This is a genomic window from Tolypothrix sp. VBCCA 56010 (genome assembly GCF_050875635.1).
Lineage (GTDB): Bacteria > Cyanobacteriota > Cyanobacteriia > Cyanobacteriales > Nostocaceae > Hassallia.
Genome location: NZ_JBPAOH010000017.1, coordinates 1 through 25,989, shown reverse-complemented (window position 1 = coordinate 25,989; position 25,989 = coordinate 1). Strand labels below are relative to the sequence as shown.

General features: G+C 42.0%; 34 protein-coding genes and 3 pseudogenes. 24 read left to right on the top strand and 13 right to left on the bottom strand.

Annotated features, from left to right (window positions below; all coding sequences use genetic code 11):
- Nucleotides 1-179: 179 nt before the first annotated feature.
- Together AABK37_RS08380 and AABK37_RS08375 are read left to right on the top strand one after the other, a co-directional pair.
- Nucleotides 180-452, top strand: a pseudogene (locus AABK37_RS08380) (Npun_R1517 family heterocyst differentiation transcriptional regulator); the annotation flags it as partial.
- Between the two features lie 236 nt (nucleotides 453-688).
- Entirely contained in the window at nucleotides 689-1,084 is a 396-nt protein-coding gene (locus AABK37_RS08375; RefSeq protein WP_432551125.1) for a type II toxin-antitoxin system death-on-curing family toxin, read from the top strand.
- A gap of 87 nt (nucleotides 1,085-1,171) precedes the next feature.
- On the opposite strand, the gene AABK37_RS08370 is transcribed toward AABK37_RS08375, so the two are convergent.
- Complete coding sequence (locus AABK37_RS08370) at nucleotides 1,172-1,990, bottom strand: Rpn family recombination-promoting nuclease/putative transposase (protein ID WP_432551124.1); 819 nt, start codon at nucleotides 1,988-1,990, stop codon at nucleotides 1,172-1,174.
- Between the two features lie 543 nt (nucleotides 1,991-2,533).
- On the opposite strand from AABK37_RS08370, the gene AABK37_RS08365 reads away from it, so the two are divergent.
- On the top strand, nucleotides 2,534-2,656 hold the full coding sequence (locus AABK37_RS08365; protein WP_432551123.1) for a hypothetical protein: 123 nt from the start codon (nucleotides 2,534-2,536) through the stop codon (nucleotides 2,654-2,656).
- A 146-nt stretch (nucleotides 2,657-2,802) separates the two neighbouring features.
- On the opposite strand, the gene AABK37_RS08360 is transcribed toward AABK37_RS08365, so the two are convergent.
- Complete coding sequence (locus AABK37_RS08360; protein WP_432551122.1) at nucleotides 2,803-3,288, bottom strand: allophycocyanin; 486 nt, start codon at nucleotides 3,286-3,288, stop codon at nucleotides 2,803-2,805.
- A gap of 81 nt (nucleotides 3,289-3,369) precedes the next feature.
- On the opposite strand from AABK37_RS08360, the gene rlmD reads away from it, so the two are divergent.
- Nucleotides 3,370-4,779 (top strand): 23S rRNA (uracil(1939)-C(5))-methyltransferase RlmD, encoded by a 1,410-nt coding sequence (rlmD, locus tag AABK37_RS08355; RefSeq protein ID WP_432551174.1) that lies wholly within the window; start codon nucleotides 3,370-3,372, stop codon nucleotides 4,777-4,779.
- 98 nt (nucleotides 4,780-4,877) lie between these two features.
- Here the strand turns inward: rlmD and AABK37_RS08350 are convergent, their stop codons facing one another.
- Nucleotides 4,878-5,027 (bottom strand): hypothetical protein, encoded by a 150-nt coding sequence (locus AABK37_RS08350; protein ID WP_432551121.1) that lies wholly within the window; start codon nucleotides 5,025-5,027, stop codon nucleotides 4,878-4,880.
- A gap of 173 nt (nucleotides 5,028-5,200) precedes the next feature.
- Here AABK37_RS08350 and AABK37_RS08345 point away from each other — a divergent pair, with 173 nt between their 5' ends.
- The gene (locus tag AABK37_RS08345; protein WP_039753715.1) at nucleotides 5,201-5,650 is read left to right on the top strand and encodes an ATP-binding protein; all 450 of its coding nucleotides are present in this window, start codon (nucleotides 5,201-5,203) and stop codon (nucleotides 5,648-5,650) included.
- 129 nt (nucleotides 5,651-5,779) lie between these two features.
- Here AABK37_RS08345 and AABK37_RS08340 read toward each other — a convergent pair whose 3' ends face one another.
- Nucleotides 5,780-6,055 (bottom strand): DUF6439 family protein, encoded by a 276-nt coding sequence (locus tag AABK37_RS08340; protein ID WP_432551120.1) that lies wholly within the window; start codon nucleotides 6,053-6,055, stop codon nucleotides 5,780-5,782.
- Between the two features lie 45 nt (nucleotides 6,056-6,100).
- Here AABK37_RS08340 and AABK37_RS08335 point away from each other — a divergent pair, with 45 nt between their 5' ends.
- The 3 genes from AABK37_RS08335 (at nucleotide 6,101) to AABK37_RS08325 (ending at nucleotide 8,467) form a co-directional block, all read left to right on the top strand.
- Nucleotides 6,101-6,460 carry a hypothetical protein gene (locus tag AABK37_RS08335; RefSeq protein WP_432551119.1) on the top strand — a complete coding sequence of 120 codons (360 nt, stop codon included), beginning with the start codon at nucleotides 6,101-6,103 and terminating at the stop codon, nucleotides 6,458-6,460.
- A 322-nt stretch (nucleotides 6,461-6,782) separates the two neighbouring features.
- Complete coding sequence (asnS, locus tag AABK37_RS08330) at nucleotides 6,783-8,174, top strand: asparagine--tRNA ligase (RefSeq protein ID WP_432551118.1); 1,392 nt, start codon at nucleotides 6,783-6,785, stop codon at nucleotides 8,172-8,174.
- Between the two features lie 149 nt (nucleotides 8,175-8,323).
- Nucleotides 8,324-8,467, top strand: coding sequence for a type II toxin-antitoxin system ParD family antitoxin (locus AABK37_RS08325; RefSeq protein WP_432551117.1), 144 nt, complete (start codon nucleotides 8,324-8,326; stop codon nucleotides 8,465-8,467).
- A 294-nt stretch (nucleotides 8,468-8,761) separates the two neighbouring features.
- Here AABK37_RS08325 and AABK37_RS08320 read toward each other — a convergent pair whose 3' ends face one another.
- Nucleotides 8,762-9,439, bottom strand: coding sequence for a response regulator transcription factor (locus AABK37_RS08320; protein WP_039753708.1), 678 nt, complete (start codon nucleotides 9,437-9,439; stop codon nucleotides 8,762-8,764).
- A 1,037-nt stretch (nucleotides 9,440-10,476) separates the two neighbouring features.
- Here AABK37_RS08320 and groES point away from each other — a divergent pair.
- Both groES and groL read left to right on the top strand, forming a co-directional pair.
- Nucleotides 10,477-10,788 (top strand): co-chaperone GroES, encoded by a 312-nt coding sequence (groES, locus tag AABK37_RS08315; protein ID WP_432551116.1) that lies wholly within the window; start codon nucleotides 10,477-10,479, stop codon nucleotides 10,786-10,788.
- A gap of 232 nt (nucleotides 10,789-11,020) precedes the next feature.
- Nucleotides 11,021-12,658, top strand: coding sequence for a chaperonin GroEL (gene groL, locus AABK37_RS08310; protein WP_432551115.1), 1,638 nt, complete (start codon nucleotides 11,021-11,023; stop codon nucleotides 12,656-12,658).
- A 123-nt stretch (nucleotides 12,659-12,781) separates the two neighbouring features.
- On the opposite strand, the gene AABK37_RS08305 is transcribed toward groL, so the two are convergent.
- The 4 genes from AABK37_RS08305 to AABK37_RS08290 form a co-directional block, all read right to left on the bottom strand.
- Nucleotides 12,782-12,982: a hypothetical protein gene (locus tag AABK37_RS08305; RefSeq protein WP_432551114.1), complete on the bottom strand. Its 201-nt coding sequence runs from the start codon at nucleotides 12,980-12,982 to the stop codon at nucleotides 12,782-12,784.
- The gene (locus AABK37_RS08300) at nucleotides 12,979-13,164 is read right to left on the bottom strand and encodes a hypothetical protein (RefSeq protein ID WP_089126159.1); all 186 of its coding nucleotides are present in this window, start codon (nucleotides 13,162-13,164) and stop codon (nucleotides 12,979-12,981) included. Before AABK37_RS08300 ends, AABK37_RS08305 begins: the two co-directional genes overlap by 4 nt.
- 118 nt (nucleotides 13,165-13,282) lie before the next feature.
- A complete protein-coding gene (locus AABK37_RS08295) occupies nucleotides 13,283-14,332 on the bottom strand; it encodes a hypothetical protein (RefSeq protein WP_432551113.1) in 1,050 nt (349 codons plus the stop codon).
- Nucleotides 14,333-14,457: 125 nt separating this feature from the next.
- Nucleotides 14,458-14,667 carry a hypothetical protein gene (locus AABK37_RS08290; RefSeq protein WP_432551112.1) on the bottom strand — a complete coding sequence of 70 codons (210 nt, stop codon included), beginning with the start codon at nucleotides 14,665-14,667 and terminating at the stop codon, nucleotides 14,458-14,460.
- Nucleotides 14,668-14,914: 247 nt separating this feature from the next.
- Between AABK37_RS08290 and AABK37_RS08285 the strand changes: the two are divergent.
- The 6 genes and pseudogenes from AABK37_RS08285 (at nucleotide 14,915) to AABK37_RS08260 (ending at nucleotide 19,678) form a co-directional block, all read left to right on the top strand.
- A pseudogene (locus AABK37_RS08285) lies at nucleotides 14,915-15,700 on the top strand (class I SAM-dependent methyltransferase).
- A gap of 160 nt (nucleotides 15,701-15,860) precedes the next feature.
- A complete protein-coding gene (locus AABK37_RS08280; protein WP_432551111.1) occupies nucleotides 15,861-16,781 on the top strand; it encodes an SPL family radical SAM protein in 921 nt (306 codons plus the stop codon).
- Nucleotides 16,774-18,096: a photosystem II assembly protein gene (locus AABK37_RS08275; RefSeq protein WP_432551110.1), complete on the top strand. Its 1,323-nt coding sequence runs from the start codon at nucleotides 16,774-16,776 to the stop codon at nucleotides 18,094-18,096. The genes AABK37_RS08280 and AABK37_RS08275 overlap by 8 nt, the downstream gene beginning before the upstream one ends.
- A gap of 19 nt (nucleotides 18,097-18,115) precedes the next feature.
- On the top strand, nucleotides 18,116-18,997 hold the full coding sequence (locus AABK37_RS08270) for an urease accessory protein UreD (protein WP_432551109.1): 882 nt from the start codon (nucleotides 18,116-18,118) through the stop codon (nucleotides 18,995-18,997).
- 42 nt (nucleotides 18,998-19,039) lie between these two features.
- Nucleotides 19,040-19,342 (top strand): urease subunit gamma, encoded by a 303-nt coding sequence (ureA, locus tag AABK37_RS08265; protein ID WP_432551108.1) that lies wholly within the window; start codon nucleotides 19,040-19,042, stop codon nucleotides 19,340-19,342.
- Nucleotides 19,343-19,372: 30 nt separating this feature from the next.
- Nucleotides 19,373-19,678: an urease subunit beta gene (locus AABK37_RS08260; protein WP_432551107.1), complete on the top strand. Its 306-nt coding sequence runs from the start codon at nucleotides 19,373-19,375 to the stop codon at nucleotides 19,676-19,678.
- Nucleotides 19,679-19,890: 212 nt separating this feature from the next.
- Here AABK37_RS08260 and AABK37_RS08255 read toward each other — a convergent pair whose 3' ends face one another.
- Nucleotides 19,891-20,268 carry a GxxExxY protein gene (locus AABK37_RS08255; RefSeq protein ID WP_432551106.1) on the bottom strand — a complete coding sequence of 126 codons (378 nt, stop codon included), beginning with the start codon at nucleotides 20,266-20,268 and terminating at the stop codon, nucleotides 19,891-19,893.
- Between the two features lie 122 nt (nucleotides 20,269-20,390).
- Between AABK37_RS08255 and ureC the strand changes: the two genes are divergently transcribed.
- The 3 genes from ureC to AABK37_RS08240 are packed head-to-tail and all read left to right on the top strand — an operon-like array spanning nucleotide 20,391 to nucleotide 23,011.
- Entirely contained in the window at nucleotides 20,391-22,118 is a 1,728-nt protein-coding gene (ureC, locus tag AABK37_RS08250; protein ID WP_432551105.1) for an urease subunit alpha, read from the top strand.
- A 3-nt stretch (nucleotides 22,119-22,121) separates the two neighbouring features.
- Nucleotides 22,122-22,778 carry a hypothetical protein gene (locus tag AABK37_RS08245; protein WP_432551104.1) on the top strand — a complete coding sequence of 219 codons (657 nt, stop codon included), beginning with the start codon at nucleotides 22,122-22,124 and terminating at the stop codon, nucleotides 22,776-22,778.
- 17 nt (nucleotides 22,779-22,795) lie between these two features.
- Nucleotides 22,796-23,011: a hypothetical protein gene (locus AABK37_RS08240; protein WP_432551103.1), complete on the top strand. Its 216-nt coding sequence runs from the start codon at nucleotides 22,796-22,798 to the stop codon at nucleotides 23,009-23,011.
- A 171-nt stretch (nucleotides 23,012-23,182) separates the two neighbouring features.
- Here the strand turns inward: AABK37_RS08240 and AABK37_RS08235 are convergent, their stop codons facing one another.
- Complete coding sequence (locus AABK37_RS08235; protein ID WP_432551102.1) at nucleotides 23,183-23,512, bottom strand: hypothetical protein; 330 nt, start codon at nucleotides 23,510-23,512, stop codon at nucleotides 23,183-23,185.
- 220 nt (nucleotides 23,513-23,732) lie between these two features.
- Between AABK37_RS08235 and AABK37_RS08230 the strand changes: the two genes are divergently transcribed.
- Both AABK37_RS08230 and AABK37_RS08225 read left to right on the top strand, forming a co-directional pair.
- Nucleotides 23,733-23,870, top strand: coding sequence for a hypothetical protein (locus tag AABK37_RS08230; protein ID WP_432551101.1), 138 nt, complete (start codon nucleotides 23,733-23,735; stop codon nucleotides 23,868-23,870).
- A gap of 90 nt (nucleotides 23,871-23,960) precedes the next feature.
- Nucleotides 23,961-24,314 carry a tyrosine-type recombinase/integrase gene (locus tag AABK37_RS08225; protein ID WP_432551100.1) on the top strand — a complete coding sequence of 118 codons (354 nt, stop codon included), beginning with the start codon at nucleotides 23,961-23,963 and terminating at the stop codon, nucleotides 24,312-24,314.
- A gap of 128 nt (nucleotides 24,315-24,442) precedes the next feature.
- Here AABK37_RS08225 and AABK37_RS08220 read toward each other — a convergent pair whose 3' ends face one another.
- Together AABK37_RS08220 and AABK37_RS08215 are read right to left on the bottom strand one after the other, a co-directional pair.
- Nucleotides 24,443-24,718: a hypothetical protein gene (locus AABK37_RS08220; protein ID WP_432551099.1), complete on the bottom strand. Its 276-nt coding sequence runs from the start codon at nucleotides 24,716-24,718 to the stop codon at nucleotides 24,443-24,445.
- A 1-nt stretch (nucleotide 24,719) separates the two neighbouring features.
- Nucleotides 24,720-24,914, bottom strand: a complete 195-nt coding sequence (locus AABK37_RS08215) for a hypothetical protein (protein WP_432551098.1) — start codon at nucleotides 24,912-24,914, stop codon at nucleotides 24,720-24,722.
- 209 nt (nucleotides 24,915-25,123) lie between these two features.
- Here AABK37_RS08215 and AABK37_RS08210 point away from each other — a divergent pair, with 209 nt between their 5' ends.
- From AABK37_RS08210 to AABK37_RS08200, 3 genes and pseudogenes are all read left to right on the top strand, one after another.
- Nucleotides 25,124-25,462, top strand: a complete 339-nt coding sequence (locus AABK37_RS08210) for a transposase (RefSeq protein WP_432551097.1) — start codon at nucleotides 25,124-25,126, stop codon at nucleotides 25,460-25,462.
- Nucleotides 25,463-25,465: 3 nt separating this feature from the next.
- Nucleotides 25,466-25,849 carry a hypothetical protein gene (locus AABK37_RS08205; protein ID WP_432551096.1) on the top strand — a complete coding sequence of 128 codons (384 nt, stop codon included), beginning with the start codon at nucleotides 25,466-25,468 and terminating at the stop codon, nucleotides 25,847-25,849.
- A 38-nt stretch (nucleotides 25,850-25,887) separates the two neighbouring features.
- A pseudogene (locus tag AABK37_RS08200) lies at nucleotides 25,888-25,989 on the top strand (Uma2 family endonuclease); the annotation flags it as partial.

Here is a 25,989-nt window from a genome sequence, read left to right as displayed (position 1 = left end):
CAGAGAATTATTCTATCGATTTCCGCTCCATTCCCGAAATAATAGACGTAAAGTTGATAAAAAGCAGTGATCTGATATTCTGTACCGATTCTGAAACACTAAAAATCATGCTATATGCCCCAATGCTACAGTGATAATATCCTCAAGCCAGTGCTTAAAAATGGGGATTAATTAAAACTATGAAACATAACTCAGATTCACATAAAATAACTAATATCGAAGTAGGTATTTCTGAGTACGAAATACATCTCAAGTTCCGAATGATTGAGGAAAAGAGTATATTAAGCGATCGCGATCAACTGTTGCAGGTGCTGTTAGAAGCTTTAACAGAAGGGTCTGACGAGTTTCTAGAAACCCTGCACGCATCTGTTAAGGCACAGGAGGATTCTGAATTTAAAGCCTCACCGCAAATGCGACACCAACTAATGCGCTTACGAAACTCAGTGAATGATTTTGAACAGGAAGTCTCGCCCCAAACGCCCTCAGAAAAAACAGATGCAATTTATTTTAAAATTTCAGAAGAACGTCTCCAAAAGTTACAAGAAACTGCCACTCTTCTTGGGATACCAATAGAAGAATTAATGCAAATGCGTGTTGAAGAAATACTAAATAAACCAGAAGCATCTTTTAAAGGTGCTATGGATTACGTACTCAATAAAAATACTGAACTTTATAATCGACTGGCGTGATGCGCTATCTCACCCTACAAGAGGTGTTGGAACTCTATCATCGCATAGTTGAGCAGTCAGGTGGATCGGCGGGTATTTCCAACATGGGTGGATTGGAATCAGCTATAGCCCAACCACAAATGACATTTGCTGGTGAGGAACTTTACCCTACAATAGTTGAAAAAGCTTCTGCCCTTGGTTTTTCGCTAATTAAAAATCATCCTTTCATCGATGGTAATAAACGCATCGGTCACGCTGCGATGGAAGTGTTTCTAGTGTTGAATGGTTTTGAGATTAACGCAGCGGTGGATGAACAAGAGCAGGTAATTTTACAAGTTGGGTCTAGTAAGTTAGGACGAGACAAATTTACCGAATGGCTTCGCAGTCATATCGTACCAAAGCCAGATTTTCTATAAGTTAAGTTATGTGAAAAAAGGTTTGTGTTTAGGCGATCGCACTTCATCACAGCAAGCTTATAAGCGCGATCGCTCTTTATTAAATCACTAAATTCCTGTATCTTCACCTTGGGAATTATCAACAGAAGACGCTTGTGCAGCCTTTCTTACCGCTTCAACATCCAAGCTTAATCTTTCAGCTATCTGTTCGACAGTTAACCCCAACTCCAATAATAGGGGTACTGTTTCTAGTTTGCCCTCTTTTTTGGCATCTTGTGCGACTTCTCGAAAATACCTTGTCTGCTTTAACTCACTTAACCCAAACATAGCTTCTATCTCCTCGCGGCTTAAATTGGTCAACTTATAAACCAATATCGTCTCTATCAATTCTAAAACTTTCTGCCTGAGGGCAACATCTTCAAGTTCCTGCTGTGCTTTCTCAAGTAATTGCCTAGCTTGTTCATTAACTGTGGCTTCCTCCTCAACTACTAACTGCACTATTCCTAAACCAAGGGACGTATTTGCTGTTTCATCTAATTCATCTAAATACACAAATGTGACTTGCTGACTCATCAGCAATCCTCTGTACTGCATCGGTACGCCTGGATCTAAACTTCGTTTGGCAAACACTGCTACTGCACGCCAATCTTGAATCGGTTGGTATTGATTTAAGTAAACGAAAATTTCGGCAAACAATCGCCAGTAAAAATCGGTTTTGGGTTGAAACTGAACTTCGACAAAGTAGATGGGTTGTTCAGGAAAATCCGCTATAGGTAAAAACAAACCATCGAAGCGAAAGGCTAATTCTTTGATTTCAACAGATGCAAACTGATAAGCTTCTGCTTGATTAGCAGATTGACCGATGAGTTCAAAGAGAATACCAGGCAAAGTCTGAAAAAGCTGATAAAATATCGTGTCAGTTCTCACTTTCTTTGATTTGAAAAACTAAAAAATATTATGTGCCGCAAAGTGAATAAGTGACTGTATTGGTCGTCAAGTCTCAGTGTAATCGGGATTTTTTCGCCTTCAACATAAATTACGGCATTTTAGTGTGCCGTCTGTTAATTTTTGAGTTATAACTGGCATCAACAGTATTGGGTGTAGCTGTAATTTTGTCGCTTGTGAAAACTTAATTGGGTATAGTGCAGCCTAAAGAAGTGCTGAGTAGAAGTGTTTTTGCGATCGCGTAGATAATTTTATGCATTTTCCATTAGATGCGTTGATATTTAGATAATTTAATAATATTTAACAAAACAATAAAGTTTATTTTGTCAAAATGTGCATAGGGTAAATCCGAAGTGAAAAATTTCTTTTTAGGTAAATACAGTTAGGCTGCAACAATTATGTGATGACAATCACAGATGCCCATGATTAAGATCGTCTTCTAAAAACGGGTAAACCCGCATAATTACATATAACTGAACTCTAGCCGAGTCATTAATAGGGAACACACTAATTGCCGACAGCCTTTTGAAGAAGTCTGTCGGTTTTTTATTGGCATTCTGCGGGAGTGGGGGAGTGGGAGATGGGGGGAGTGGGAGACAATTTCTTTCTATTACCTATTCCCAATGCCCAATTCCCAATGCCCCTTAAATAAAAGTTCCCCACAACCTGTTGGTAACTTGACAGGAATTCTGCCAGAGCCACTACCAAGTGTGGGGAGGGTACGATCAAATTAGAGATTTTATGGATGCTCTAGTAGACCAAAAGTATACGCTCAAATTAGCGCCCACGCATGATTATGACATCGATTGAATGACGTAATCAAAGTAGGGGGAAGCTTCGGCAGCGTCTTCGGAATTGAGTAAGTCAAGGGAGGCTTTTTTCAGACAAGCGATCGCTTCTACCATTCCTGGTACGGGAACGCCTAAAGAATTGTACATTTCCCGCACGCCAATTAAACCAATTTTTTCAATTGGTTCTTTGTCGCCGGCAAGCACCCCATAAGTAATTAGGCGTAAGTACCAACCGTAATCACGGATACATAAAGCACGTTGACGCTCTCCGAAAGCGTTGCCTCCAGGTGCGATAAAGTCAGGACGCTTTTGCCAAAGCTGTTTGGTTGCTTCCTGAACTATCTTTTTCTCGTTTTCAGTGAGGGTTGTGACAATCCGCATCCGCTGTGCGCCGGTTTGCAAGAAGTCTTTGATGTTTTTGAGTTCACCACTGCTGGGATAACGCAGTTCGTCGTCGGCTTTGAGAATAACTTGGCTAATTACAGTCATGATTAGTAAAATCACGCGACATATTACTTGCTAGTTTAACTAGTCTTAGGTACACAAATAAAGGGAGATTGTAAGGTGTCGATTACAGAATTGCTTCACACTGATGAACATGATTCACCCAAATGGCAACAGGGAGAGTTAATTGAAGTTGAAATTACAGACTTGAGTGATACGGGGGATGGTGTCGGACGTTTCTACTCGCGGGTAGTCTTTGTTCCGGATACTGTACCGGGCGATCGCGCAGTGGTACGCTTACTACACGTTAAACCCAAATACGCCCACGCCAAACTGCATTCATTATCGCAACCATCGCCTCACCGCATCCGCCCTAGTTGCATTGTCGCTGATAAATGTGGTGGTTGCCAGTGGCAGCATATCAGCTATGAGTACCAACTTGAAGCCAAACGCAATCAAGTTATTCAAGCTTTAGAACGAATTGGCGGTTTTGTGCATCCACCAGTAGACCCAGTATTGAGAGCGCCTTCAGCTTTAAGTTATCGTAATAAATCTACATATCCTGTGGGTAAATCGGCAACAGGACAAGTTCAAGCTGGTTATTACCAAAAAGGCAGCCATCAATTAGTTAACTTAAATCAATGCCCCGTGCAAGATGCACGATTAAATCCATTACTCGCACAAGTTAAACAAGATATCCACACATCACAATGGCAAGTTTATAACGAACGCCGTCACACTGGACAAATACGCCATCTTAGTTTACGCATTGGACGGCGCACTGGGGAAATGTTGCTGACAATAATAGTCAAGGACTGGAATTTACCAGGAATTGAAAAGCTTTCCGCAACGTGGTTAAAAAACTTTCCCGGATTAGTGGGAGTCTGCTTAAATCGAAATAGCGATCGCACTAATGCGATTTTTGGTAACGAAACTCGTTGCGTTGCCGGAACTTCTTATCTGCGAGAAGAATTCGCCGGATTAGAATTTCAAGTACGCCCAGATACGTTTTTTCAAGTTTACACCGAAACAGCCGAGGCGCTTTTGCAAGAAATTCAAAAAGAACTGAATTTGCAAGGTCAGGAAGTTATAGTTGACGCTTATTGTGGTATAGGCACGTTAACTTTGCCTTTGGCAAAACAAGTACGTAATATTACGGGGTTAGAAGTGCAAGCCGAAGCTGTGGAACAGGCTATTTTAAATGCGCGAAATAACAATATTAATAATGTGACTTTTGTTGTCGGCGCAGTTGAAAAATTGTTACCGCATCCTGACATTCAGCCAGATATTGTGTTATTAGATCCGCCACGTAAAGGATGCGCTCTGGATGTCATCGAATCCTTACGGCGTAAGCAACCCCCTCGTATCGTTTACGTCAGCTGTAAAGTAGCCACCCTCGCTCGTGATTTAAAACTACTTTGTGCAGATGGAATGTATACCATTACACGAATCCAACCCGCTGACTTTTTTCCTCAAACCGCTCATGTCGAAGCAGCCGCAATTCTAGTTTTATCAGCTTCTGGCAAGGGTATTTAGCCCCTTGACAAAACTCAAATTTTTGATTTTTAGTCTAGTGCATAGGAAAAATGCTAAAATTGAATTAAGCTAAACATAGAATTCATTGAATTCCATTTTTATAAAGAAATTGAAGTTGTATGGGTTACTCCTAAACTTGAATTTGGTTGTTTAAATCCCGAATCGGCAGGTAAAAGAGTATCGCTATACTCTTCTACATTATTGAAAGCATCTTTAGTTGCTAACTGCCCAACTGAAAGTTTATGCAAGCCGTTTTACACAAGCAACCGCAATTCATGAAGATAACCGATGCTCCACAGTATTTTCACAACTTAGTTTTGAAGACGCTAGTTTGAAGGCAGCACGACCACCTCAACTTATATCAGGGTACCTGCGTGTGCAAACTGATGTCTAGCTAACTGAAGGCTATGGGGTTTCTCTTGTGATTACCATTTCGCTCCGTCCAGTTGGACGTAATTGGGGCACAATTAGTTTCGCCTCAACTCTATATCTCTGTCCAATCTTAGATTTACTATTGGCAGAAATTCCCGTGAAGTTGCAAGCCGAGCTGCGACTGGGACTTCAAGAAGCCCTAGTCAATGCAGCAAAACATGGCAATCATCTCGATCCCGGAAAAACAGTAGTAGTGCGTTTTTCCTTAATAGATAATCAGTATTGGTGGATTATATCAGATCAAGGCAGCGGATTTAGTCCATGTTGTACATGCGATCGCGATCCCACAGATTATCTACCCCCAGATGAATCAGAAAACGGTCGGGGTATGACTCTACTGCATCACATTTTCGATCAGGTAGAGTGGAACCGCAAAGGCACAGAATTAAGACTTTGCAAACAGCTAGATAATCGACCGAGATTATCTCTGCGACGTTAAAGGGAAGAGGGGGAGACAAGGAGAGGGGGAGACAAGGAGAGGGGGAGATGGGGGGAAAGAATTGTTCTCCTTGTCCCCCACGCCCGTCGCCCTTGCCTCCTTGTCCCCTTGTCCCCTTGTCTCCCTGTCTTATTTCCCGTGACTCGGACAAGGTGGTGCGGAAATTGAGCGATCTAGCCAACCAGATGCTTGTTGTAATCTAGCAAGAGCTTCAGCAGGTTGATTTTTGAGGAGAAACACAAGAGCGGCGGCGGCTTGTTCGCTGGCGCGAGAATTGCGGTTAGACTTAAGGCGATGCCAATCGTTAGGAGAAATGCTCAACCTCTCCATGAGAGCTTGGGCTAATTCTAAAGTACTTAATTCATCTAATTGACTGGTTTTAGGCAGCTGGGTGGATTGGGACATAACTATTGGCTTTGCTTGCATTTACTTTTACTGTACTACTTGTGCATGAAGTCGCCTAAACAACCGCCACCAGAGTCAAATCAAGAGTTAGAATTTGAAGAAGAATTATTGTTCTTAGAGCGATCGCTTGTTGACTTGAAACAACGCTACACGCAAGTGCAACGCGATCGCATCTCCAAGGCAGAATATGAAAAACGCCGCCAAGAACTTAATCAAAATAAACATTACACTCCAGAAATGAAAGCTGAGTTAAAGCACATCAAACAGCAGTTAGAAGTGCTAGAAGTTAGCTTAGAAAGTCAGTTATTCTCTTGGAAAAGCGTCAAAAAACCTTTTTGGCAAATCATCCGCTTTGGTGGATTGGGCGTTATCATAGGCTGGATATTAAAGTCCTATGTTGGGTAATGTCGATTTTGGATTTTGGATTTTGGATTTTGGATTTTGGATTTTGCGAAAAGTTTGAGCGGAGGTTTCTTCCGATTAAAGCTTTTCAAGACAGATTTTGCGGAAAGTCACAAGCGAAGGAAACCTCCGCTTGTGAGTTCGGTGTCCGTAAATGGATTGTTGAAACGCTTGCATAGCAACAACTTTACAATCTAAAATCTAAAATCTAAAATCCAAAATGGTATAAAATCCGTTGCTCCCCTGGCTGTTTTCATGTAGTTAGCTTGGGAACAAGTCTAAAATGTAAAATTGCTATACTAAATTTTCTTGTTGTATAAAGACTATGGTAAAGCGACGGATAGCAGAAATATTACGAAGTGGTCAACCTGATGAATCTCTTTTAATTCAAGGCTGGGTGCGGACAAAACGCGAGTTGAAAGGATTTTCTTTTATCGAAGTTAATGACGGTTCATCGCTGGCTAGTTTGCAAGTCGTGATGAATCAAGATTTGCCAGATTATGAGGCTATCATCAAAAAGCTGAATACAGGCGCTTCGGTTGAAGTGGCAGGGGTGCTGGTTCCTTCCCAAGGTAAAGGACAGCGGATTGAGTTGAAAGCCGAAACGGTGAAAGTCTACGGTGAAGCTGATCCCGAAACTTACCCGCTGCAAAAGAAACGCCATTCTTATGAGTTTTTGCGGACAATTGGACACTTGCGAAGCCGTACCAATTCCTTTGGTGCAGTTTTCCGCGTCAGAAACGCTTGTGCGACAGCAATTCACCAATTTTTCCAAGAACGCGGCTTTTTGTGGGTACACACACCGATCATCACCGCTAGCGATTGCGAAGGAGCGGGTGAACTTTTCAACGTCACCGGTTTTAACCTAAAAGACATTCCCCGCACCGAGAAGAACGCCGTAGACTACGCTCAAGACTTTTTTGGCAGACCGACATACCTAACAGTTAGCGGTCAATTAGAAGCCGAAGTCATGGCGATGGCTTTTAGTAACGTTTATACTTTTGGTCCTACCTTTCGTGCGGAAAATTCTAACACATCGCGCCATTTAGCCGAATTTTGGATGGTTGAGCCAGAAATGGCATTTTGCGATTTAGATGGCGATATGGATTTAGCCGAAGCGTTTCTTAAACACGTTTTCAAATATGTGTTGGAAACTTGCCCGGAAGATATGGAATTTTTTAATCAACGAATTGATGATACAGTGCTGGCAACGGCAGAAAATATTATTAATAATGAATTCCAGCGTTTAACTTATACAGAAGCAATTTCCCTATTAGAAAAAGCCGATGTCAAGTTTGAATATCCGGTAAGTTGGGGTTTAGATTTACAATCAGAACACGAACGTTATCTAGCCGAACAATTATTTAAAAAGCCCGTCATCGTGTCCGATTATCCAGCAAAAATAAAAGCGTTTTATATGCGTTTGAGCGATGATGAAAAGACAGTGCGAGCGATGGATATTCTCGCACCGAAAATAGGCGAAATTATCGGCGGTTCGCAACGTGAAGAACGTTTAGATGTGTTGGAAAAGCGGATTTTAGCGCAAGGAATGAAGCCAGAAGATTTGTGGTGGTATCTCGATTTGCGTCGTTATGGAACCGTTCCCCATGCTGGTTTTGGCTTGGGTTTTGAGCGCTTGGTGCAATTCATGACGGGTATGGGAAATATTCGCGATGTAATTCCGTTCCCCAGAACACCGCAAAGTGCCGAATTTTAAGCATATTTAGAAACCCGGTTTCTCTGAGAAACCGGGTTTCTTGCTAGCTATTCATCAGATAAAATAGCAACTTCGGTCTATAGCTTGTTTATACTGTATTATCCATCATTGTTTTCAAATTAAACCTACTGACCAGATGGTAAGCGTTGATGAATGTGTCGTTAACTCCTGAGCTTGAACAGTTTATCCAAAGTCAACTTGAAAGCGGTAGGTATGCTTCATCTGACGAATTGATTATTGCGGGGATCAAGCTTTTAGAGGAACGCGATCGCCTGAAACAAAAGTCGATTTGAGGAGCTGCAACAGAAAATTATAATTGGTATTGAAGCTACCGAACGCGGTGAGGTTGTTGATGGGAAAACGGTTTTGCGCGAACTGCAACACCAAGCAAAACAGCGTCGTTAATCAAAATATTGAAGTTGTGCGGAGTAAGTCTCAAAAATTAGGCAAAAAGCCATTTCCAAAGAAAATGGCTGAAAATCTCGATTTAGAATTTAAAGAGTGAGAGAGTGCGATCGCACTCTCTTTGAAGTTCTGAGTGGAGATTTCCTCCCCTCAGATTCTTCTGTTAAATTTCAAATGGGTTTTTACGCCATTTGATTTTCAATTGCCCACCGCGCTAATTCAGTGCGGTTGTGCAAATTGGTTTTGCCCAACATATTGGAAACGTGGCTTTCAACGGTGCGCTGACTGACGTTTAGTTCTTCAGCGATTTCCCGGTTAGCTAAACCCCTAGCAACAAACTGAACTACTTTCAGTTCGGTTGGAGTTAGCTGCACATCGAAGGGAACTTGAATGCGGGAACCGTTTTCTCCTCCTTTTGCTTGGTGTTCTTTCCAGCGGATAGTTTGTTTGAGCGAAGATTCAACTTGGGCAACGAGTTCTTCAGGTTCAAAAGGTTTGACCATGTAGACATCAGCACCTTTATTTAATCCTTTAACTCTGTCGGCACTTTGACCTTTCGCAGAAAGGAAAAGAACGGGAATCCAGCTGGTGCGTTCGTTTTGCCGGACTTGTTCAACAAAAGTATATCCGTCCATTTCCGGCATCATCACGTCGCAGATGATCATGTCAGGGATATCCTGCTCTAAAATTTCCAGAGCTTCCCGACCATTTTCCCCAGTGATGACTTCATATCCCCGGAATTCCAAGTAATCCTTCACCAGCAAGATGAGGTTAGGGTCATCATCAATCAGTAGAAGTCTTTTGTGATCTTTCATGCTGGGCTCTTTCATAGCAGTGGCACTTGTCGCGCTTGGGTCCATCAAGGTCTTGATTAGTTATCCTCTATGGTGGATTATTGAGATGTTGTCCTTTTTTTCCCACTTAACTTGCCTTTGCTTAAGCGATGTCACAAAAGCGATTTTCACTTTTGTGATATTAGTCATTCAAGGGCAAAACTCCAGTAAGGATACGTAGAGCAGTAGTTATATAATGCGCTATTATAGATCGCTTTGTACGTGGCTGGTGGAAAACACTGATTACATAATAATCTTTTGCGTTCACACGTAGGTATTGAGGTTCGATCGCCCTATCTAAAAACCAACCAAGCGCTTTAATTATGCTGACTGCTGTTTCATATCCAGTGGATGTTCGCTCATAAACAAAGGAAGTTTCAAAGCATATGTTGGGTCAAAAATGCATATTCCACCACCATATTGCCTATCAAGTGTTCTTGATTAAGCCGCTTTCCGGGACTTCCGGGGTAACGCAGGCGATACCAGACACCATCCGGGTAAACCACCATTATCGGTCTAGAACAACAAACTCGCAAGCAGTTAATTTGGGTCTTGTGAAATGCAAGTGGGATATTTGTCTTGCGGCTGGTCAAGTTTGAGCTTTTGCAATCGAAGAAGCAAATGTTCCCAAGATTCCAGATTAGCTTGTTTTGTGTAGCTTTTTGGAACTATCTGGTCAGCGCATATAAAAACATGTGGCTGAAGGAATGCAAGTCCTAAAGTTTTTACACAATTTCTTAAGGTTTATTGCCTTTGAACAGAAGTGGTTTTTGGGATTTTCACACCAAGACTGGATCTACTCATTGTTACTCGTTAAGCGGCTCCCTGATTACTGTTCTATATCAATTTTTCAACGCAAGCAAATAAATTTGACTATATAAAAATATTCGTAACTTGCAAAACAAAACCCGGTAAACAAAAAATAATTGAGTATTTGTACTTAAGTATAACTTTGGTTGCTTAGTTCGGGAACCCGTACAAGTCAATTTGTTGCCATTGCATACCGCAGTTAGGTACATTAGCACTCAGGAGTCGAGAGTGCTAATAAGAGGCGAGAAATTCGTATGGCAGCTGTATCTCTAAGCGTTTCTACAGTAAAACCTTTAGGCGATCGCGTTTTTATAAAAGTGAGCGCCTCTGAAGAAAAGACCGCAGGTGGTCTGTATTTGCCCGACACAGCCAAAGAAAAGCCCCAAGTAGGCGAAGTGGTTGCTGTCGGTGACGGCAAGCTCAAAGACGACGGGGGTCGTCAAGCATTGGATGTAAAAGTCGGTGACAAGGTGCTGTACTCTAAGTACGCCGGTACCGACATCAAACTCGGCACTGACGAATATGTCCTGCTTTCAGAAAAAGACATTTTAGCAGTGGTTAGTTAGTCGATAGTGGTTAGTCGATAGTGGTTAGTCGATAGTCGATAGTGGTTAGTCGATAGTCGATAGTCGATAGTCGATAGTCGATAGTCGATAGTCGATAGTCGATAGTGGTTAGTAGAACAAGCAACAACGCTCCAACCAACAACCAACAACGCTCCAACTAACAACCAACAACGCTCCAACTAACAACCAACAATTAACAAATTTACAAATAGCAGGTTGAACTTAGGCAATTATGGCAAAGCGCATTATCTATAACGAAAACGCCCGTCGCGCCCTCGAACGAGGCATGGACATCCTGGCTGAAGCTGTGGCTGTTACCCTAGGTCCCAAGGGTCGTAACGTGGTGCTAGAGAAGAAATTTGGCGCACCACAAATTGTCAATGATGGTGTGACGATCGCCAAAGAAATCGAATTAGAAGACCACGTAGAAAACACTGGCGTTGCTTTGATTCGTCAGGCTGCTTCTAAAACCAACGATGCTGCTGGTGACGGTACAACAACAGCAACCGTGCTAGCTCACGCAATGGTCAAAGAAGGCTTAAGAAACGTTGCAGCTGGTGCAAATGCGATCGCCCTCAAGCGCGGTATTGACAAAGCTACCGGCTTTTTGGTAGAGAGCATTGCTAACCAAGCTCGTCCTGTAGAAGATTCTAAAGCGATCGCTCAAGTTGCGGCAATTTCGGCTGGTAACGACGAAGAAGTCGGTCAGATGATTGCCCAAGCAATGGACAGAGTAGGCAAAGAAGGCGTAATTTCCCTAGAAGAAGGGAAATCTATGACCACCGAATTAGAAATCACCGAAGGGATGCGCTTTGACAAAGGCTACATCTCTCCTTACTTCGCAACCGATCCCGAACGGATGGAAGCAGTGTTTGATGAGCCTTATATTTTGCTCACAGACAAGAAAATCGCTTTGGTACAAGACCTCGTACCAGTGTTAGAGCAAGTTGCTCGTGCTGGTCGTCCTTTGGTGATTCTCGCCGAAGATATTGAAAAAGAAGCTTTGGCAACTTTGGTTGTGAACAGACTGCGTGGCGTGTTGAACGTTGCTGCTGTCAAGGCTCCTGGATTTGGCGATCGCCGCAAGGCTATGTTAGAAGATATCGCCGTTCTCACTGGCGGTCAACTAATCACCGAAGATGCTGGTTTGAAGCTTGACAATACCAAGCTAGATATGCTAGGTAAAGCTCGCCGCATCACCATCACCAAAGACAACACCACGATTGTTGCCGAAGGTAACGACGTTGCTGTGAAGGCTCGTGTCGAACAAATCCGTCGTCAGATGGATGAAACGGAATCGACCTACGACAAAGAAAAGCTGCAAGAGCGTTTGGCTAAACTTGCTGGTGGTGTCGCTGTCGTGAAAGTCGGTGCAGCTACCGAAACCGAAATGAAGGACAAGAAGCTGCGCTTAGAAGACGCTATCAATGCTACCAAAGCTGCTGTGGAAGAAGGTATCGTTCCTGGTGGTGGTACAACTCTCGCTCACTTGACACCTCAGCTCGAAGAATGGGCAAATGGCAGCTTGAAGGGTGAAGAGTTAATTGGTGCTTTGATTGTAGCTCGTGCATTGGCTGCTCCTCTGAAGCGGATTGCTGAAAACGCCGGTCAGAATGGTGCGGTGATTGCTGAACGTGTGAAAGAGAAGGAATTCAATGTTGGCTACAACGCTGCGACTAACGAGTTTGTCGATTTGTTTGGCGCTGGTATTGTTGACCCTGCGAAAGTGACTCGTTCTGCTTTGCAAAACGCTGCTTCTATCGCTGGTATGGTGTTGACAACCGAATGTATCGTTGTTGACAAGCCTGAGCCTAAGGATGCTGCTCCTGCTGGTGGCGGCGGTATGGGCGGTGGCGACTTCGATTATTAAGGTTTATTAACCCCCTTATTTTTGACGGCTGTCTCCTGCGGGAGGCGGCTGTTTTTTTAACGCAAAGGAACGCGAAGGGAGGCGCAAAGGGGCGCAGAGGAGGAGGAGAGAGTATGGATTCATTTAAGATTGAGATTTTGTTTGAGTGTTAAAAACTTGCGCTCCTAGTTCAAAGGCTTCTTTTTTCTCTTCATCAGTTAAATAACGGTTGTCGGCGGGATGGCGAGGATCGCCACCGGCTTCTAGATATCGCTGTCTAGCTTGGGCAAAAATTTCTCTCAGTCTTTGATATTTTTGCTTTTCTAATAATGTTGGTTCTTTCATAGTTCTGATGCCCAAGAAATAGGAGCTATCTCGCCATTTTGCAACAAAAGTGCTGTAGGTAAAACGCGGCTAGGAGTGGTGATGTAGTAAAATCCCCTTTCCTCATCATAAAACATACCCTCAAGGAGTCCTAAAGTTTCTAAAGCATTGAGAACGAGATATTGTGCTTCTGTTGGCTCCATGAATGCTGAAATAGATTGAATGAAAGGAATTTTACAGGAATAGGCACCCAAAAGGCGATCGCGCTACCAACAGCATATTAAATTAACCACACGCCCGCGCAGAGGAGGAAGAGAGAAGTTATTTGTTTGATGAGACTAAAGCTGTAATCTGCTGTAGAATGTCGTTTTGCTCCTGTTTAATTGTTTCGAGCCTGGTTAAAAGTTTTGCCAGTCGTTCGTTGTTTGGCTGCGAGGTTAAGGCAGAAGTGGAATTGTCTGTAAAGATGTTTAGGGGTTTAAAGCTGAATTTGAATAAAGACTGAACGAGTTTGAAAGGGGCAATTAGTGTGATTAATAAACCTTTCTCAATCAAACGACTGAAAGCTTTAATGAATTGCCAGAGAATAAAGATAGTTAACAGTATTATGACTATGCTATAGATTGGGTGATTAACTCCCCACATTAGTGATTTAATTGTCCAGGAGATTGTTGGATGAGCATCAATCCAAAGTTGGAGGGTATCTAATCGATGATTGATGAACTCATTGACAGCCTTTTCAATTGCTGTAGAGGCAGCATTACTCAGTTGTTCTGCTTTTTGAATAGTATCTTCTAGAGAATTCTTACTTTTTTCAAAGGTTTCTACGATAGAACCTTCCGCAAGCTTTGCAGTTTCACTGATGGTATTTACTGCTTTTCCACTTGCTACGCTAAGATTATCAACTGCCTTAGTTGCAGTTTGACTCAATGAATAAGAAGCTTGTTCAGCTGTTTGTGTAACACTAGAAATAGCTGCATTAGTCTTTTCAGCCACCATATCAGTTGCTTTAGCAGCTACCTCAGTTAAAGAGCCTTTTGCTTTGTCCGTAACTTCAGCAACTGTATTTACAGCTTTACCAGTTGCTGAAGTTACGGTACTAACTGCTCTACCAACATTTTCATTTAAATAATTGTTTGTTTTTTCGGCTGTTTCGGATACAGTGCTGAGGGATTTATTAGTTAATTCACTTAGAGAATTAACTGTTTTACCAGTCTTTTCATTCAAAAAATATATGGTATTTACTGCTTTTCCACTTGCTACGCTAAGATTATCAACTGCCTTAGTTGCAGTTTGACTCAATGAATAAGAAGCTTGTTCAGCTGTTTGTGTAACACTAGAAATAGCTGCATTAGTCTTTTCAGCCACCATATCAGTTGCTTTAGCAGCTACCTCAGTTAAAGAGCCTTTTGCTTTGTCCGTAACTTCAGCAACTGTATTTACAGCTTTACCAGTTGCTGAAGTTACGGTACTAACTGCTCTACCAACATTTTCATTTAATTATCCAAATGTTCATCAACTTGCTGACTAGCTTTGTCAATTAGCTGATTCGCCAGGTGATTAACTGCTTGTTGCCCATTTTTAAAGGAAAGATATCCCACCAACCCCACAGCCGCAAAGATTTGCAGCACAAAGGGAACGACAAGAATCAAGCGCAGAGGTATCGATTTAGTTTTCTTAGCAGGATGGGTGTTTCTGGGGTTCAACTGCATTGTCAAAAGGAATGTATAAAGTTACTTCACAACCAATTGAGTTGTGTAAATGCCACAGAACCAGTTTTCTTTCAACCTCTCCTGTTTTTTTATGCATTTTTGCGCTCTCGATTTATCCGTGGCAGGTATTTTTCGGGAGAAGTAACTTTATAGTTCCCGTAAAACTCTGGAAAATATTTATTAGTATGGGTAATTAACTTACCTTAATAAGATTACTAAGATTATTTTCGATTCCACACCAATGAGCCAAACTAACCCGGAAACAACACCGCTATACACCCTCAATCCACTAACCCGATTTTCTGACAGAACAGCGGATTATGTAAACTATCGACCAAGCTACCCAGCCGCAGCAATTGATATTATCTTGGAAGGGTTAGCACCACCGACGCAACTTTTAGCAGCAGATATTGGTGCGGGTACTGGTATCTCCTCGCGGTTGTTGGGTAAACGCGGAGTTAGCGTCATTGCTGTTGAACCAAATGCAGCGATGAGAGAAGCAGCTGAATCACATCCAAAAGTTGAATTTCGAGATGGAACAGCAGAAGTTACTAACTTACCTGATGCATCTGTTGATTTGGTAACTAGTTTTCAAGCTTTTCATTGGTTTAATCCAGAACCAACTTTGCAAGAATTCCACCGCATTTTGAAACCATTGGGAAGGTTAGCGGTAGTGTGGAATCACCGCGATCAAGAAGATACTTTTACTGGTGAATATAACCAATTAATACGCGCAGCATCGAATAGTGAACCAGTACAGGAGCGGATTAAGTCTGTAGAACCAATATTAGCAAGTCTCCATTTTATTAACCTTCGCAAACACACTTTTTTTCATCGGCAATAATTAGATTTAACAGGGCTAATTGGTCGTACTATGAGTTATTCTTACGTTCCTCGTGAAGGACTAATGCAGCAGCAACTCGTTGTTAGTTTGCAAGATTTATATCAACGCTTTGCCAATGAAGATGGTTTTGTTTACATGGTTGATAGCACTAGTGTGCATATTTTAGAAGCAATTGAAAATTAAAAGTAGAAGATAAATTAGGGTGCATTATTTAGTATTTGATTAATTCTCACGCCAAGTCGCATACCGCTAAGGCGGAACCCGAAGGGTAGACGCAAAGTTATTTTTTAGCGTATTTGCGCTAAATTGTTATGATTTATTCAACCTAATATCAAATTTTAAAATGGCAAAAGCTCGTTATGAAGGATATTCTGAAGGCACTCCGACAAAGTTAGTTAAAGAAACTTTTGGTGATACTAAAATTTATGCTCAAAATGCTAAATCTATACTAAATCCGGCAACTGGTTTTATCGCTGCTTATGATTTTACTTTAAATCCTTATCGGGGTTGTCAATACGGATGTAGTTATTGTTATGCTGCGGCTTTTAGTCCTAATTCTCAAATGCGGCAAGATTGGGGAAAATGGGTAATTATCAAGGAAAATGCTGCACAAGTTTTAGAGAAGGAGTTAGAAAACTGGTATAAGAAAAATCCTCACAAATTTCCGAAAATTTATATGAGTAGCGTTACAGATCCTTATCAACCAATTGAGTCTAAACATCAGCTAACGCGCTCTTTGTTAGAGGTAATGCTTGAATATCGTCCAACGTTGGTGATTCAAACTCGCAGTCCAATTATTACCAGAGATATCGATATTTTACAACGATTTCAGCGGTTGCGAATTAATATGAGTATACCCACTGGGAGCGAGTCTGTAAGAAGAGATTTTGAAGCGCGATCGCCTAGCATCAAAGCTAGAATCAATGCTATTACCAAAATCAAACAAACTATTGACCCTTTAAAAGGTTTTATTCCGAAAGTTTCTATCACCATTACGCCTCTACTTCCCACTTTACCACAAGACGAAGCCGCTTTTATTGAGAAATTAGCGATCGCAGATAGAATTGTCATTCAGGAATTTCACGCAAGCCATAATCGTTCGCTTGTGGCAGGAACCCGCGAAGAAGCACAAGGTATTAAGCAAAAATACGCTTGGTGGTATGACTTAGAACAAGTAAATTATATAAAGTTTAAGGAAACTTTAATTTCTCGTCTTCCTGACGTGGAAATCAAAGAAGGAAAAGACGGCTTTGGTTATGAGTAATGCTATAGCAAATTGGTGGCGAAGTCAGCAATTTAAATCTGCGCTGAAGCGTGGCAATACGCAACTTGCAAGAAAATTGTTGCAAGAAATTCAAAAATCTGGAGCCAAATTTTCCTGGTTAGAGAAGCTATTTAGAGATAAGCTTCAGTTAGAAAGTTATTCGCAGCAAGACAAAAGAGAGGTAGCCAATTTAAGTTTTAAATTAACTGAAGCACTTCAAAAACTAGAAAATTTAAATACTGAAGTAGCTTTTGATAAACAAGATAATTTTATATTCAAGCCAGAAGTCGAATTTATCAATTTTGTCTCCAAAGCATTTAAGCTAATAGAAACTGATGTCAACAAGCTACAATCAACTAGTCTGGATGAGCGTATATTTGATGACTTTGAAGCTCGATTAGTTGAATATATCAAAGAAGAATTTAGTCGGATACCTGACAATAAGTTAAAAATTAAAATAGAAGATGCTCTGGAAGATATTAATAGCTTAAAAAGTGGACAAGATCCAGATTACCGTTTTAGTCTGACTCCCCATGTCTACTTTATGAAGTATTTTTTAGAAAATGTCTACTGCATTTACCTAGCTTGGTTTCTGATATACAAAGCTGGTTTACTACCAACTAAGATTAACATACTTGATATTGCCGCAGGTCCGGGAACAGTTGCTTATGCTTTAGCTTTGTTTTTACAGAGTACTAGCGGCTTTTTCGATATTCAGCAAATGCATATATCTTACTATTCTTTAGAAAAACAAGATGCTTTTCAATTTCGAGGGTTACAATTTTGGCGACGATATATAGAATCGCGAAAAACGCCTGTAAATGCTTACTTTCGCTTTGTAACTGACGACATCTTTACTTGGAATTCTCAATCTAGTAATATCCCAAAAGATTTTTTTGACTTTATAACTGTTTCCCATTGTTTTTTTAACACTCCAGTTAAAAGCCTTCAAGCAAATAATATCTACAAACAAATATTTGCTACTAGATTAAAGCCACAAGGTTATGTGCTGCTAGTTGTCCAAGATAAGAAGCTATTTAAAGCTTATGATGCTTATCAAGTAGAAGACCAAGAACAGGAAAAAAAGGTGGTAAATAAATTCTTGGCAGAACTTGGGTTAGAACTTGTGTGGTATAAGTATCTTACATCGACAGGCTCAAGAATACCTTATTCGGCTGTTGAGTTTGCAAAATTTGCTAAAGATAAATTACATAAGCAATTGTATATGAGTTCGATGATTCAAAAGTATCTTGGTCATAAGTATCAGCCATGCTATACCTTAGATGATTATGTAATATTGGCGAAAAAATCTTAATATTAATTTATGATAATTTGTGAATCAATGTAACTATCAAACAGCAGAACCAGAAAATGGCTGGCATGGCAAACTTAATTTAGTGTACGCCGATCGCCTGGGTACAACTGCCCTAATTCATAACTCGCATCAAGCCCCACTGAAGGTACAGCGCCCATTTTACCCAGAAGGACAGCAAATTTGTCATAGCGTCATTTTACATACCGCTGGGGGCGTTGTGGGAGGCGATCGCATGACTCTTAATTTCCACCTTCAACCGAATACCCAAGCATTAATTACTACAGCCGCTGCTAGTAAAATTTATCGCAGTAACGGCACTCAGGCAAAACAAAGCGTCAATATACAAGTTGATGCTGGCGCTTGTTTGGAATGGTTTCCTCAAGAAACTATTGTTTTTAACGGGGCAATTTATCGGCAAGATTTACGGGTAGAATTAGCTACGAAAGCTAGTTATTTAGGCTGGGAAATTACTCGATTTGGTCGCAGTGCTAGAGGTGAGAAATTTGTGCAGGGAGAATGGCGCAATTATACTGAAATTTGGCAAGAAGGCAAACCGTTGTGGATTGATAGACAATGGCTACCTGGTAGTGAAGAAGTTTTTTATAGTCCTCACGGCTTGGCTGGGCAACCAATTACAGGTAGTCTAGTTTGGGTGGGAAGTGCTGTGAGTGCGGAAATTGTGGAAAAAGCCCGAAATCTATGGAAAAGTTCCACTCCTCACTCCCCACTCGCTACTTCCCATTCCCTAGCAGGTGTTACTCGTTTGGAAAATGGATTTTTGTGTCGATATCGTGGTTGTTCTACGTCTGAGGTGAGAAACTGGTTTATTGATGTTTGGCAGTTGCTGCGGATGTCTTTTTTGAATTGTGATAAGTGTGTGCCGAGGGTTTGGCAGATTTAAACGAACCGCGAAGACGCGAAGAACGCGAAGGAAGAGAGAGAGATGCAACTTACGCCGCAGGAGAAGGATAAGCTGTTGATTTTTACGGCTGCATTGTTAGCAGAAAGACGTAAGGAAAGAGGTTTGAAGTTGAATTATCCGGAGGCGATCGCTTATATTTCTGCTGCTATTTTGGAGGGTGCAAGAGATGGACAAACTGTTGCAGATTTAATGAGTTATGGTACAACTCTATTAACAAGAGATGAGGTGATGGAAGGTGTGCCGGAAATGGTGCATGAGGTGCAAGTGGAGGCAACTTTTCCTGATGGGACTAAGTTGGTAACTGTGCATAATCCAATAAGATAAATCTCACGCAAAGACGCAGAGGCGCAAAGTATGATACCTGGAGAAATTATTACGTCTGATGGCGAAATTGAATTAAATGCGGGGTGTTCTACTGTAAGATTGCTGGTGGCAAATACAGGAGATAGACCAATTCAAGTTGGTTCGCATTTTCACTTTTTTGAAGTTAATGCAGCTTTAAATTTTGATCGGGAACAAGCAAGGGGAATGCGTCTTGATATTCCTGCGGGGACTGCTGTGAGGTTTGAACCAGGAGATGAAAAAGAAGTTACTTTAATTCCTCTTGCTGGTAGCCGGCAAGTTTACGGTTTTAATGCCAGAATTAATGGCAACCTCTAAAAACCCTTTGCGTACCTCTGCGCTTCCCTCCGCGTCCCTTTGCGTTTAAAAAAGATTATTTTCTAATTTGGAACGGTAGAAACAAACATCAAATTCTAGGAAAAAATTGCTTTGTCCAAGAATCAAGGTAGGGCTGCTTACCCATGCAAATACTAACTACTATTTTTCAACGCAGAGGGACGCTAAGGTAAACGCAAAGGTACGCAAAGAAGTTAGAGTTTGTTTGCCACACGTTTGATGCCTTCTTTGAGGTGGAGAACGTTAAAGTTGAGAATAAGACCAAGTTTGCAATTAGCTAGTTTGAGATAAGTTAAAAGTTGTACTGAGTGAATTGGTTTAATAGATTCTACAGATTTGACTTCAATAATTACTTTATTTTCGACTATTAAATCCAATCGATAAACACAATCTAATTTCACCTCTTCATAAATAAGCGGTAATGGAACTTGCTTACCAACATTTAATCCCTTCTTTGTCAACTCGTAATACAAACACTCCTCATAAGCTGACTCTAATAAACCCGGTCCCAACGCTGTATGCACTCGCATCCCACAGCCAATTATCACCCCACTCAAATCATTCTCATCCATCCTCAGCGAACCCTTTGCGCTTACCTTCGCGCTACGCCATATTGGCAGAGGGCACAGCCCCTGCCAAATGGCTCCCCTTTGCGTTTAAACTCGATTTTAACCTCCATTACTAAAAGTGCATTATGCCTTACAGAATGTCCCGTCGCGCTTACGCAGAAACTTTTGGTCCCACTGTCGGAGATAGAGTCCGACTTGCTGATACAGAATTATTTATCGAAGTTGAACAAGATTTCACAACTTACGGCGATGAAGTGAAATTCGGTGGTGGTAAAGTTATTAGAGATGGGATGGGACAATCTCCTATTTCTAATGCTGATGGTGCGGTTGATTTAGTAATTACCAATGCTTTGATTCTCGATTGGTGGGGTGTTGTCAAAGCAGATATTGGCATTAAAGATGGCAAAATTTTCAAAATCGGGAAAGCTGGAAATCCTTATATTCAAGATAATGTAGATATTATTATCGGTCCTGGAACTGAAGCTTTAGCGGGGGAGGGAATGATTCTCACCGCTGGGGGTATCGATACCCACATTCATTTTATTTGTCCGCAACAAATTGAAGTGGCGATCGCTTCTGGTATCACGACGATGATTGGCGGCGGTACGGGTCCCGCAACAGGCACAAATGCCACCACTTGCACGCCTGGACCCTGGAATATTTACCGAATGCTGCAAGCTGCTGATGCTTTCCCCATCAATTTGGGATTTTTAGGCAAAGGCAACACTAGCCTACCTCAAGGGCTGGTAGAACAAGTTAACGCGGGTGCGATCGGCTTAAAGTTGCACGAAGATTGGGGAACTACGCCAGCAACAATTGATACTTGCCTCCACGTTGCTGATGAATATGATGTGCAAGTGGCAATTCATACCGACACTTTGAATGAAGCCGGGTTTGTAGAAGATACGATCGCTGCTTTTAAGAATCGCGTTATCCATACATACCACACCGAAGGCGCAGGTGGAGGACACGCACCAGATATTATCAAGGTTTGCGGTACGCCGTGCGTGTTACCATCTTCTACCAATCCGACACGCCCTTACACGGTGAACACTTTGGATGAACACCTGGATATGTTGATGGTGTGTCATCATCTCGATCCAGCGATCGCTGAGGATGTCGCTTTTGCTGAGTCGCGCATTCGTCGGGAAACAATCGCCGCCGAAGATATTTTACACGACTTGGGCGCGTTTAGTATGATTTCTTCCGATTCCCAAGCGATGGGACGGGTAGGGGAAGTGATAATTAGAACTTGGCAGACGGGGCATAAAATGAAGGTGCAACGGGGAGACCTCTCCCCAACCCCTCTCCTACAAGGAGAGGGGCAAAGAGCGGATAATTTTCGGGCGAAGCGGTATGTTGCCAAGTATACGATAAATCCGGCAATTACTCATGGAATTGCTGAGTATGTCGGTTCGGTGGAAGAGGGGAAAATAGCAGATTTGTGTTTGTGGCGTCCTGCTTTTTTTGGCATCAAGCCTGAGATAGTAGTTAAAGGGGGAATGATTGCTTGGTCGCAAATGGGTGATGCTAATGCGAGTATTCCCACACCGCAACCTGTACACATGCGTCCGATGTTTGGTAGTTTTGCAGGTGCGCGTCATGCCACATCGTTAACTTTTGTTTCGCAAGCAGCGTTAGAAAGAGAAATTCCCAGTCAACTCGGTTTGCAAAAGCAAATTGTTGCAGTTTCCGGGACACGTCAATTGAGTAAGCGGGATATGAAGTTGAATGATGCGTTACCTCACATTGAAGTTGATGCGGAAACTTATGAAGTTAGGGCTGATGGAGAGTTGCTGACTTGCGAACCGGCGACGATTTTACCAATGGCACAAAGATACTTTTTGTTTTAATTCATGACCGAGCAATTTACTGATTATGATAGTCCTTGGAAAGAAGTTATTGAAAGCTTTTTTCCTCGCTTTTTAGAATACTTCTTTCTTGATGCCTACATTGTTATTGATTGGGAAAGAGACTATGAATTTCTCGATACTGAACTGCAACAGTTAGAACCTGATGCAGAAATTGGCAAGCGTTTAGTCGATAAAGTAGCGAAAGTTTGGCTGCTGGATGGTGAAGAAGCTTGGGTATTAATTCATGTGGAAGTCCAAGGGCAATATGACAGCAACTTTGCCGAAAGGATGTATACATATAATTATCGCTTGTTTGACCGTCATAAAAAGCAAGTTATTAGCTTGGCGGTTTTAGCGGATGAATCAGCGAGTTGGCGACCTTCAAGTTATAACTATCAACTTGGGGGATGTCGTGTCAGCTTAGAGTTTCCTATCGCGAAACTTTTAGACTATGAAGCTGACTGGAAAAGCTTGGAACAAAGCACCAATCCCTTTAGTATAGTCGTCATGGCACATTTAAGAACAAAGGCGACAAACCGAAACCCCGAAAGCAGGCTACAGTGGAAATTGAGCTTAGTCAGAATCCCCAGAGCGCCAAGTCCCCAAAAGCTGGGCGAAATCCCCAATTTCCAAGTAAGTTATAATCCAAAAAATCACTAAAGCCACAAACTGCAAAAATGGTTTATACTACGTCGTCAAGTTCTACTGACAGTCAAGAAATATTCCCCAAAATAGAAATTAGTTATGGGAGAAATTCACGTCCCGAAGAAGTTGACGTTGTTGTTACCATGTCTAATATCCCCCGACCGCAAATAGAAGCCGCGTTATATAAAATTCAAGAACACGTACGCACAAATATTCCCACACTTTTTGGGCAACCACCCCGCTCTTAAATATGATTAAATCTCGGTAGAGCGCCTATTCGCTTCAGGCAGTAGTTGACCCAAATACCCACCGACACCAACTTTCGCCAAGTCGCCAAAGGTGGGGCGGAAGTATAGAATCTACATCAGGTTTTTTGTAGGCAGCACCCTCTCCAAAAATTTGAGCAAAAGTTAAGCGCATTAAAAATCTACTGGATTAACGGCGGTAGCGGTATCGAGTTTTTGCATCTCGACTATGTACTGGTATTGGCGGTAGCTTTGGTTGTTGCGGGTTACTAAACTGCCAAAGCCTTCGTTAATGGTGACTTGAATATCGTTATTGGTGCTTTGGTTGGTTTCATTAAGATACCTCGCGGCTTTCAGCATCAACGCAACGAATAAGCTTTCAGCGGTGTTACTACTTGAAGCGGTTAAGCCGATCGCTGCTAAGTCTGCTTTAGAAATTGTTAAGTTACTAGAGTCTTGTGTAGCGTTATCACCAAAAACTTGAGCTAGTGTTGGTTCTGCCATTTGTCAATACTCGGATTTAACGAAGTGAATAAATCAGTTTTATTTGTTATTCAAGTAAGTGTAAATGTTCCGGTTTTATGTAAATACAGAACAATTAATTAGGCGTTGTAAGTATTGCCACGATTACATTAGATACGATTTTAGTTAATAGCTAAACACAAAAATATTCTGGTTTAACCACTGTCAATGGTTAAACAATAAGTCTCAAAAAGATAAAAATATGAAAATTGATGGAGAAGGACAAGCTTGTACTTTGTCCGATTCTGACTATTCTAAAATTCGCAAGCAGATTAAATCTAAAAAATATAAATTGCTTTTAGATTTAGCACAGGAACCGGGGAAAGGTGGGGGGCGTTAGTGCAGCTGCGGGTTGAGGATTGTTACAACCCGGACTTATCGCCACGCGAGTATATCAATTTCCGCGCTCGGACTCGTAAGGCTAGCCCCGATGGAAAGCGGCAAACACGCATCTGTGTTTGTACACGCGGTTTTGAGGGAATCGCTATCTAACTACAAGCCGGAGTCAAACTCGCCCTGGATGTTTTGCGATCGCACCGGTGACAAACCAATAACTCTAAGATGGGCTGACATGATTCTCCGCGCAGCTGTAGAGAAAGCCGGTCTTGCGGCTAAGGGCATCTCGACTCACAGCACCAGGAGGAGTTTCATCACCAAGCTACACCGCAACGGAACTGATTTGTACACCATCAAAAAAATTACTCCTCACAAGGATGGAAAGGCTTTGGAGCGTTATGTGGAAATTGACTCTGACCGTGTAAAAGGAGCAATCGCCGCGCTATGAAGATTCTTTTATTTCACCAGCATCTGCTAAGATGTCCAGATTTAATTTCAGGACGCCTGCTGTTACTAGATTCCGAGGCAACGGCGATCGCCAATACTTACATTGCCACTAGTGGGCTTTTTAATTTTTTATTCTTGAGAAAGTCGAGAAGCGATCGCGCTCAGTTGTTGCATCATCTCCGGGTGATCCAGAAAAAGGGTGGGTAGATTGTGCAAGCAAAATGCAGCCGTCTGGGTGGCGGTGGTTCTATCGATATCGGGGTTGTGATACTGAATAAAGTCGATAAATCTAGCCAGCTCAGTACCCGCTCGTTCGGTCGCTTTGTAAAGTGGACTTAGAGGGTAAATCAGACTTGGCGGACGCAATTTAGCCGCATAAGACTGGGAAAAAAAGCGATCGCCCACGCTAAATCTTTGAAAAATAACGACCTTGTTGATTGGTTAAAGCTCGACCGGTTGCATTGTTTGCTTGACGATAGTCCTTGTAAGCTCCCAAGTTACAGGGAAATGAAGACAGCATCATCCCGGTATGGTTCAACCATGCTGCCTGGTGGGAGCTACAACGCGATCCAGCCCCAAAACGAGGTTGAAAATGCCCCAAAAAGCGCTCACCAGGCGGGTTTGGAGTCAAATTGTTCCGACGAGTCTAGGCTTCTTTGGCGGATGATCCAGCGATTTGGAGCCGAAAAATCCGACAGTGCGATCGTTACTGAGGTTTTGGGCTTCACTGGGAAACGCTACTCCAAAGGCGTAAGCGTGCTTGAGAAGTTGCGGCGGAATTTCGGATAATTTTGGAGCGTTCGCGAAGCGTTGCCGTACTCGGCATCGCGCTCTGTGTGTGCAGAGTATGCGTTCGCGAAGCGTTGCCGTACTCGGCATCGGCTTGCACCGTCCCTGGAGGCATCGGGAGATAAAAGTAAAATTAAGATCCAAGGTGGTTCTGATTTGTGCCGTATCGCCTTCTGGCAGTGGGTTTTCACCCGCATCGAGGTTAAGCGCTGCCGTCTTGATAATGAGATTGGTGCAATCCTGGGCGCTCAATTGGACGCTGAAAAAGCAGCCGGTCGTCCGGTAAGATTGGTGCGATCGCGCGTCTTTGTGAAAGCTGCCAAGTTACTATTTAGGGAATTGGTTAAAGCTCTAGAGTGAAGCTTGTTTGAAAGAGGATATGACCGAGAATACATTTTGGGATTATTTCGGTTTATTGACTGGGTGATGGTACTTCCAGAAGAACTGGCAAATAATTTTAAAACAGAATTGAGAAGTTACGAAGAGGTAAATAGAATGCGGTACGTAACAAGTATTGAAAGGCTAGCAAAAGCAGAAGGAATTGAACAAGGTATTCTCCAAACAAGTCGAGAAAATTTGATTGAAGTTTTAGAAACGCGGTTTGGACTCGTGCCAAGTTCGATTGTGGAAGTTGTTAATCAAATTCAGGAATCGGCTGTGTTAAAAATGCTTCTCAAAAGAGCGATCGCTATTCCTTCAGTTGCAGAATTTGAACAACTTTTGTCAAGCATTGCATCTCAAGAATAACCACCGATAATTAAACGGCGTAATGAGGTAGTAGCATTATGTTAGCTAATTCAGCCACATTTGAAGTTACCTGGGAAAAGTTACCAGACGATTTTATTTTAGATGACGAGCCAGTGGATAATATTAATCAACCACCTTTA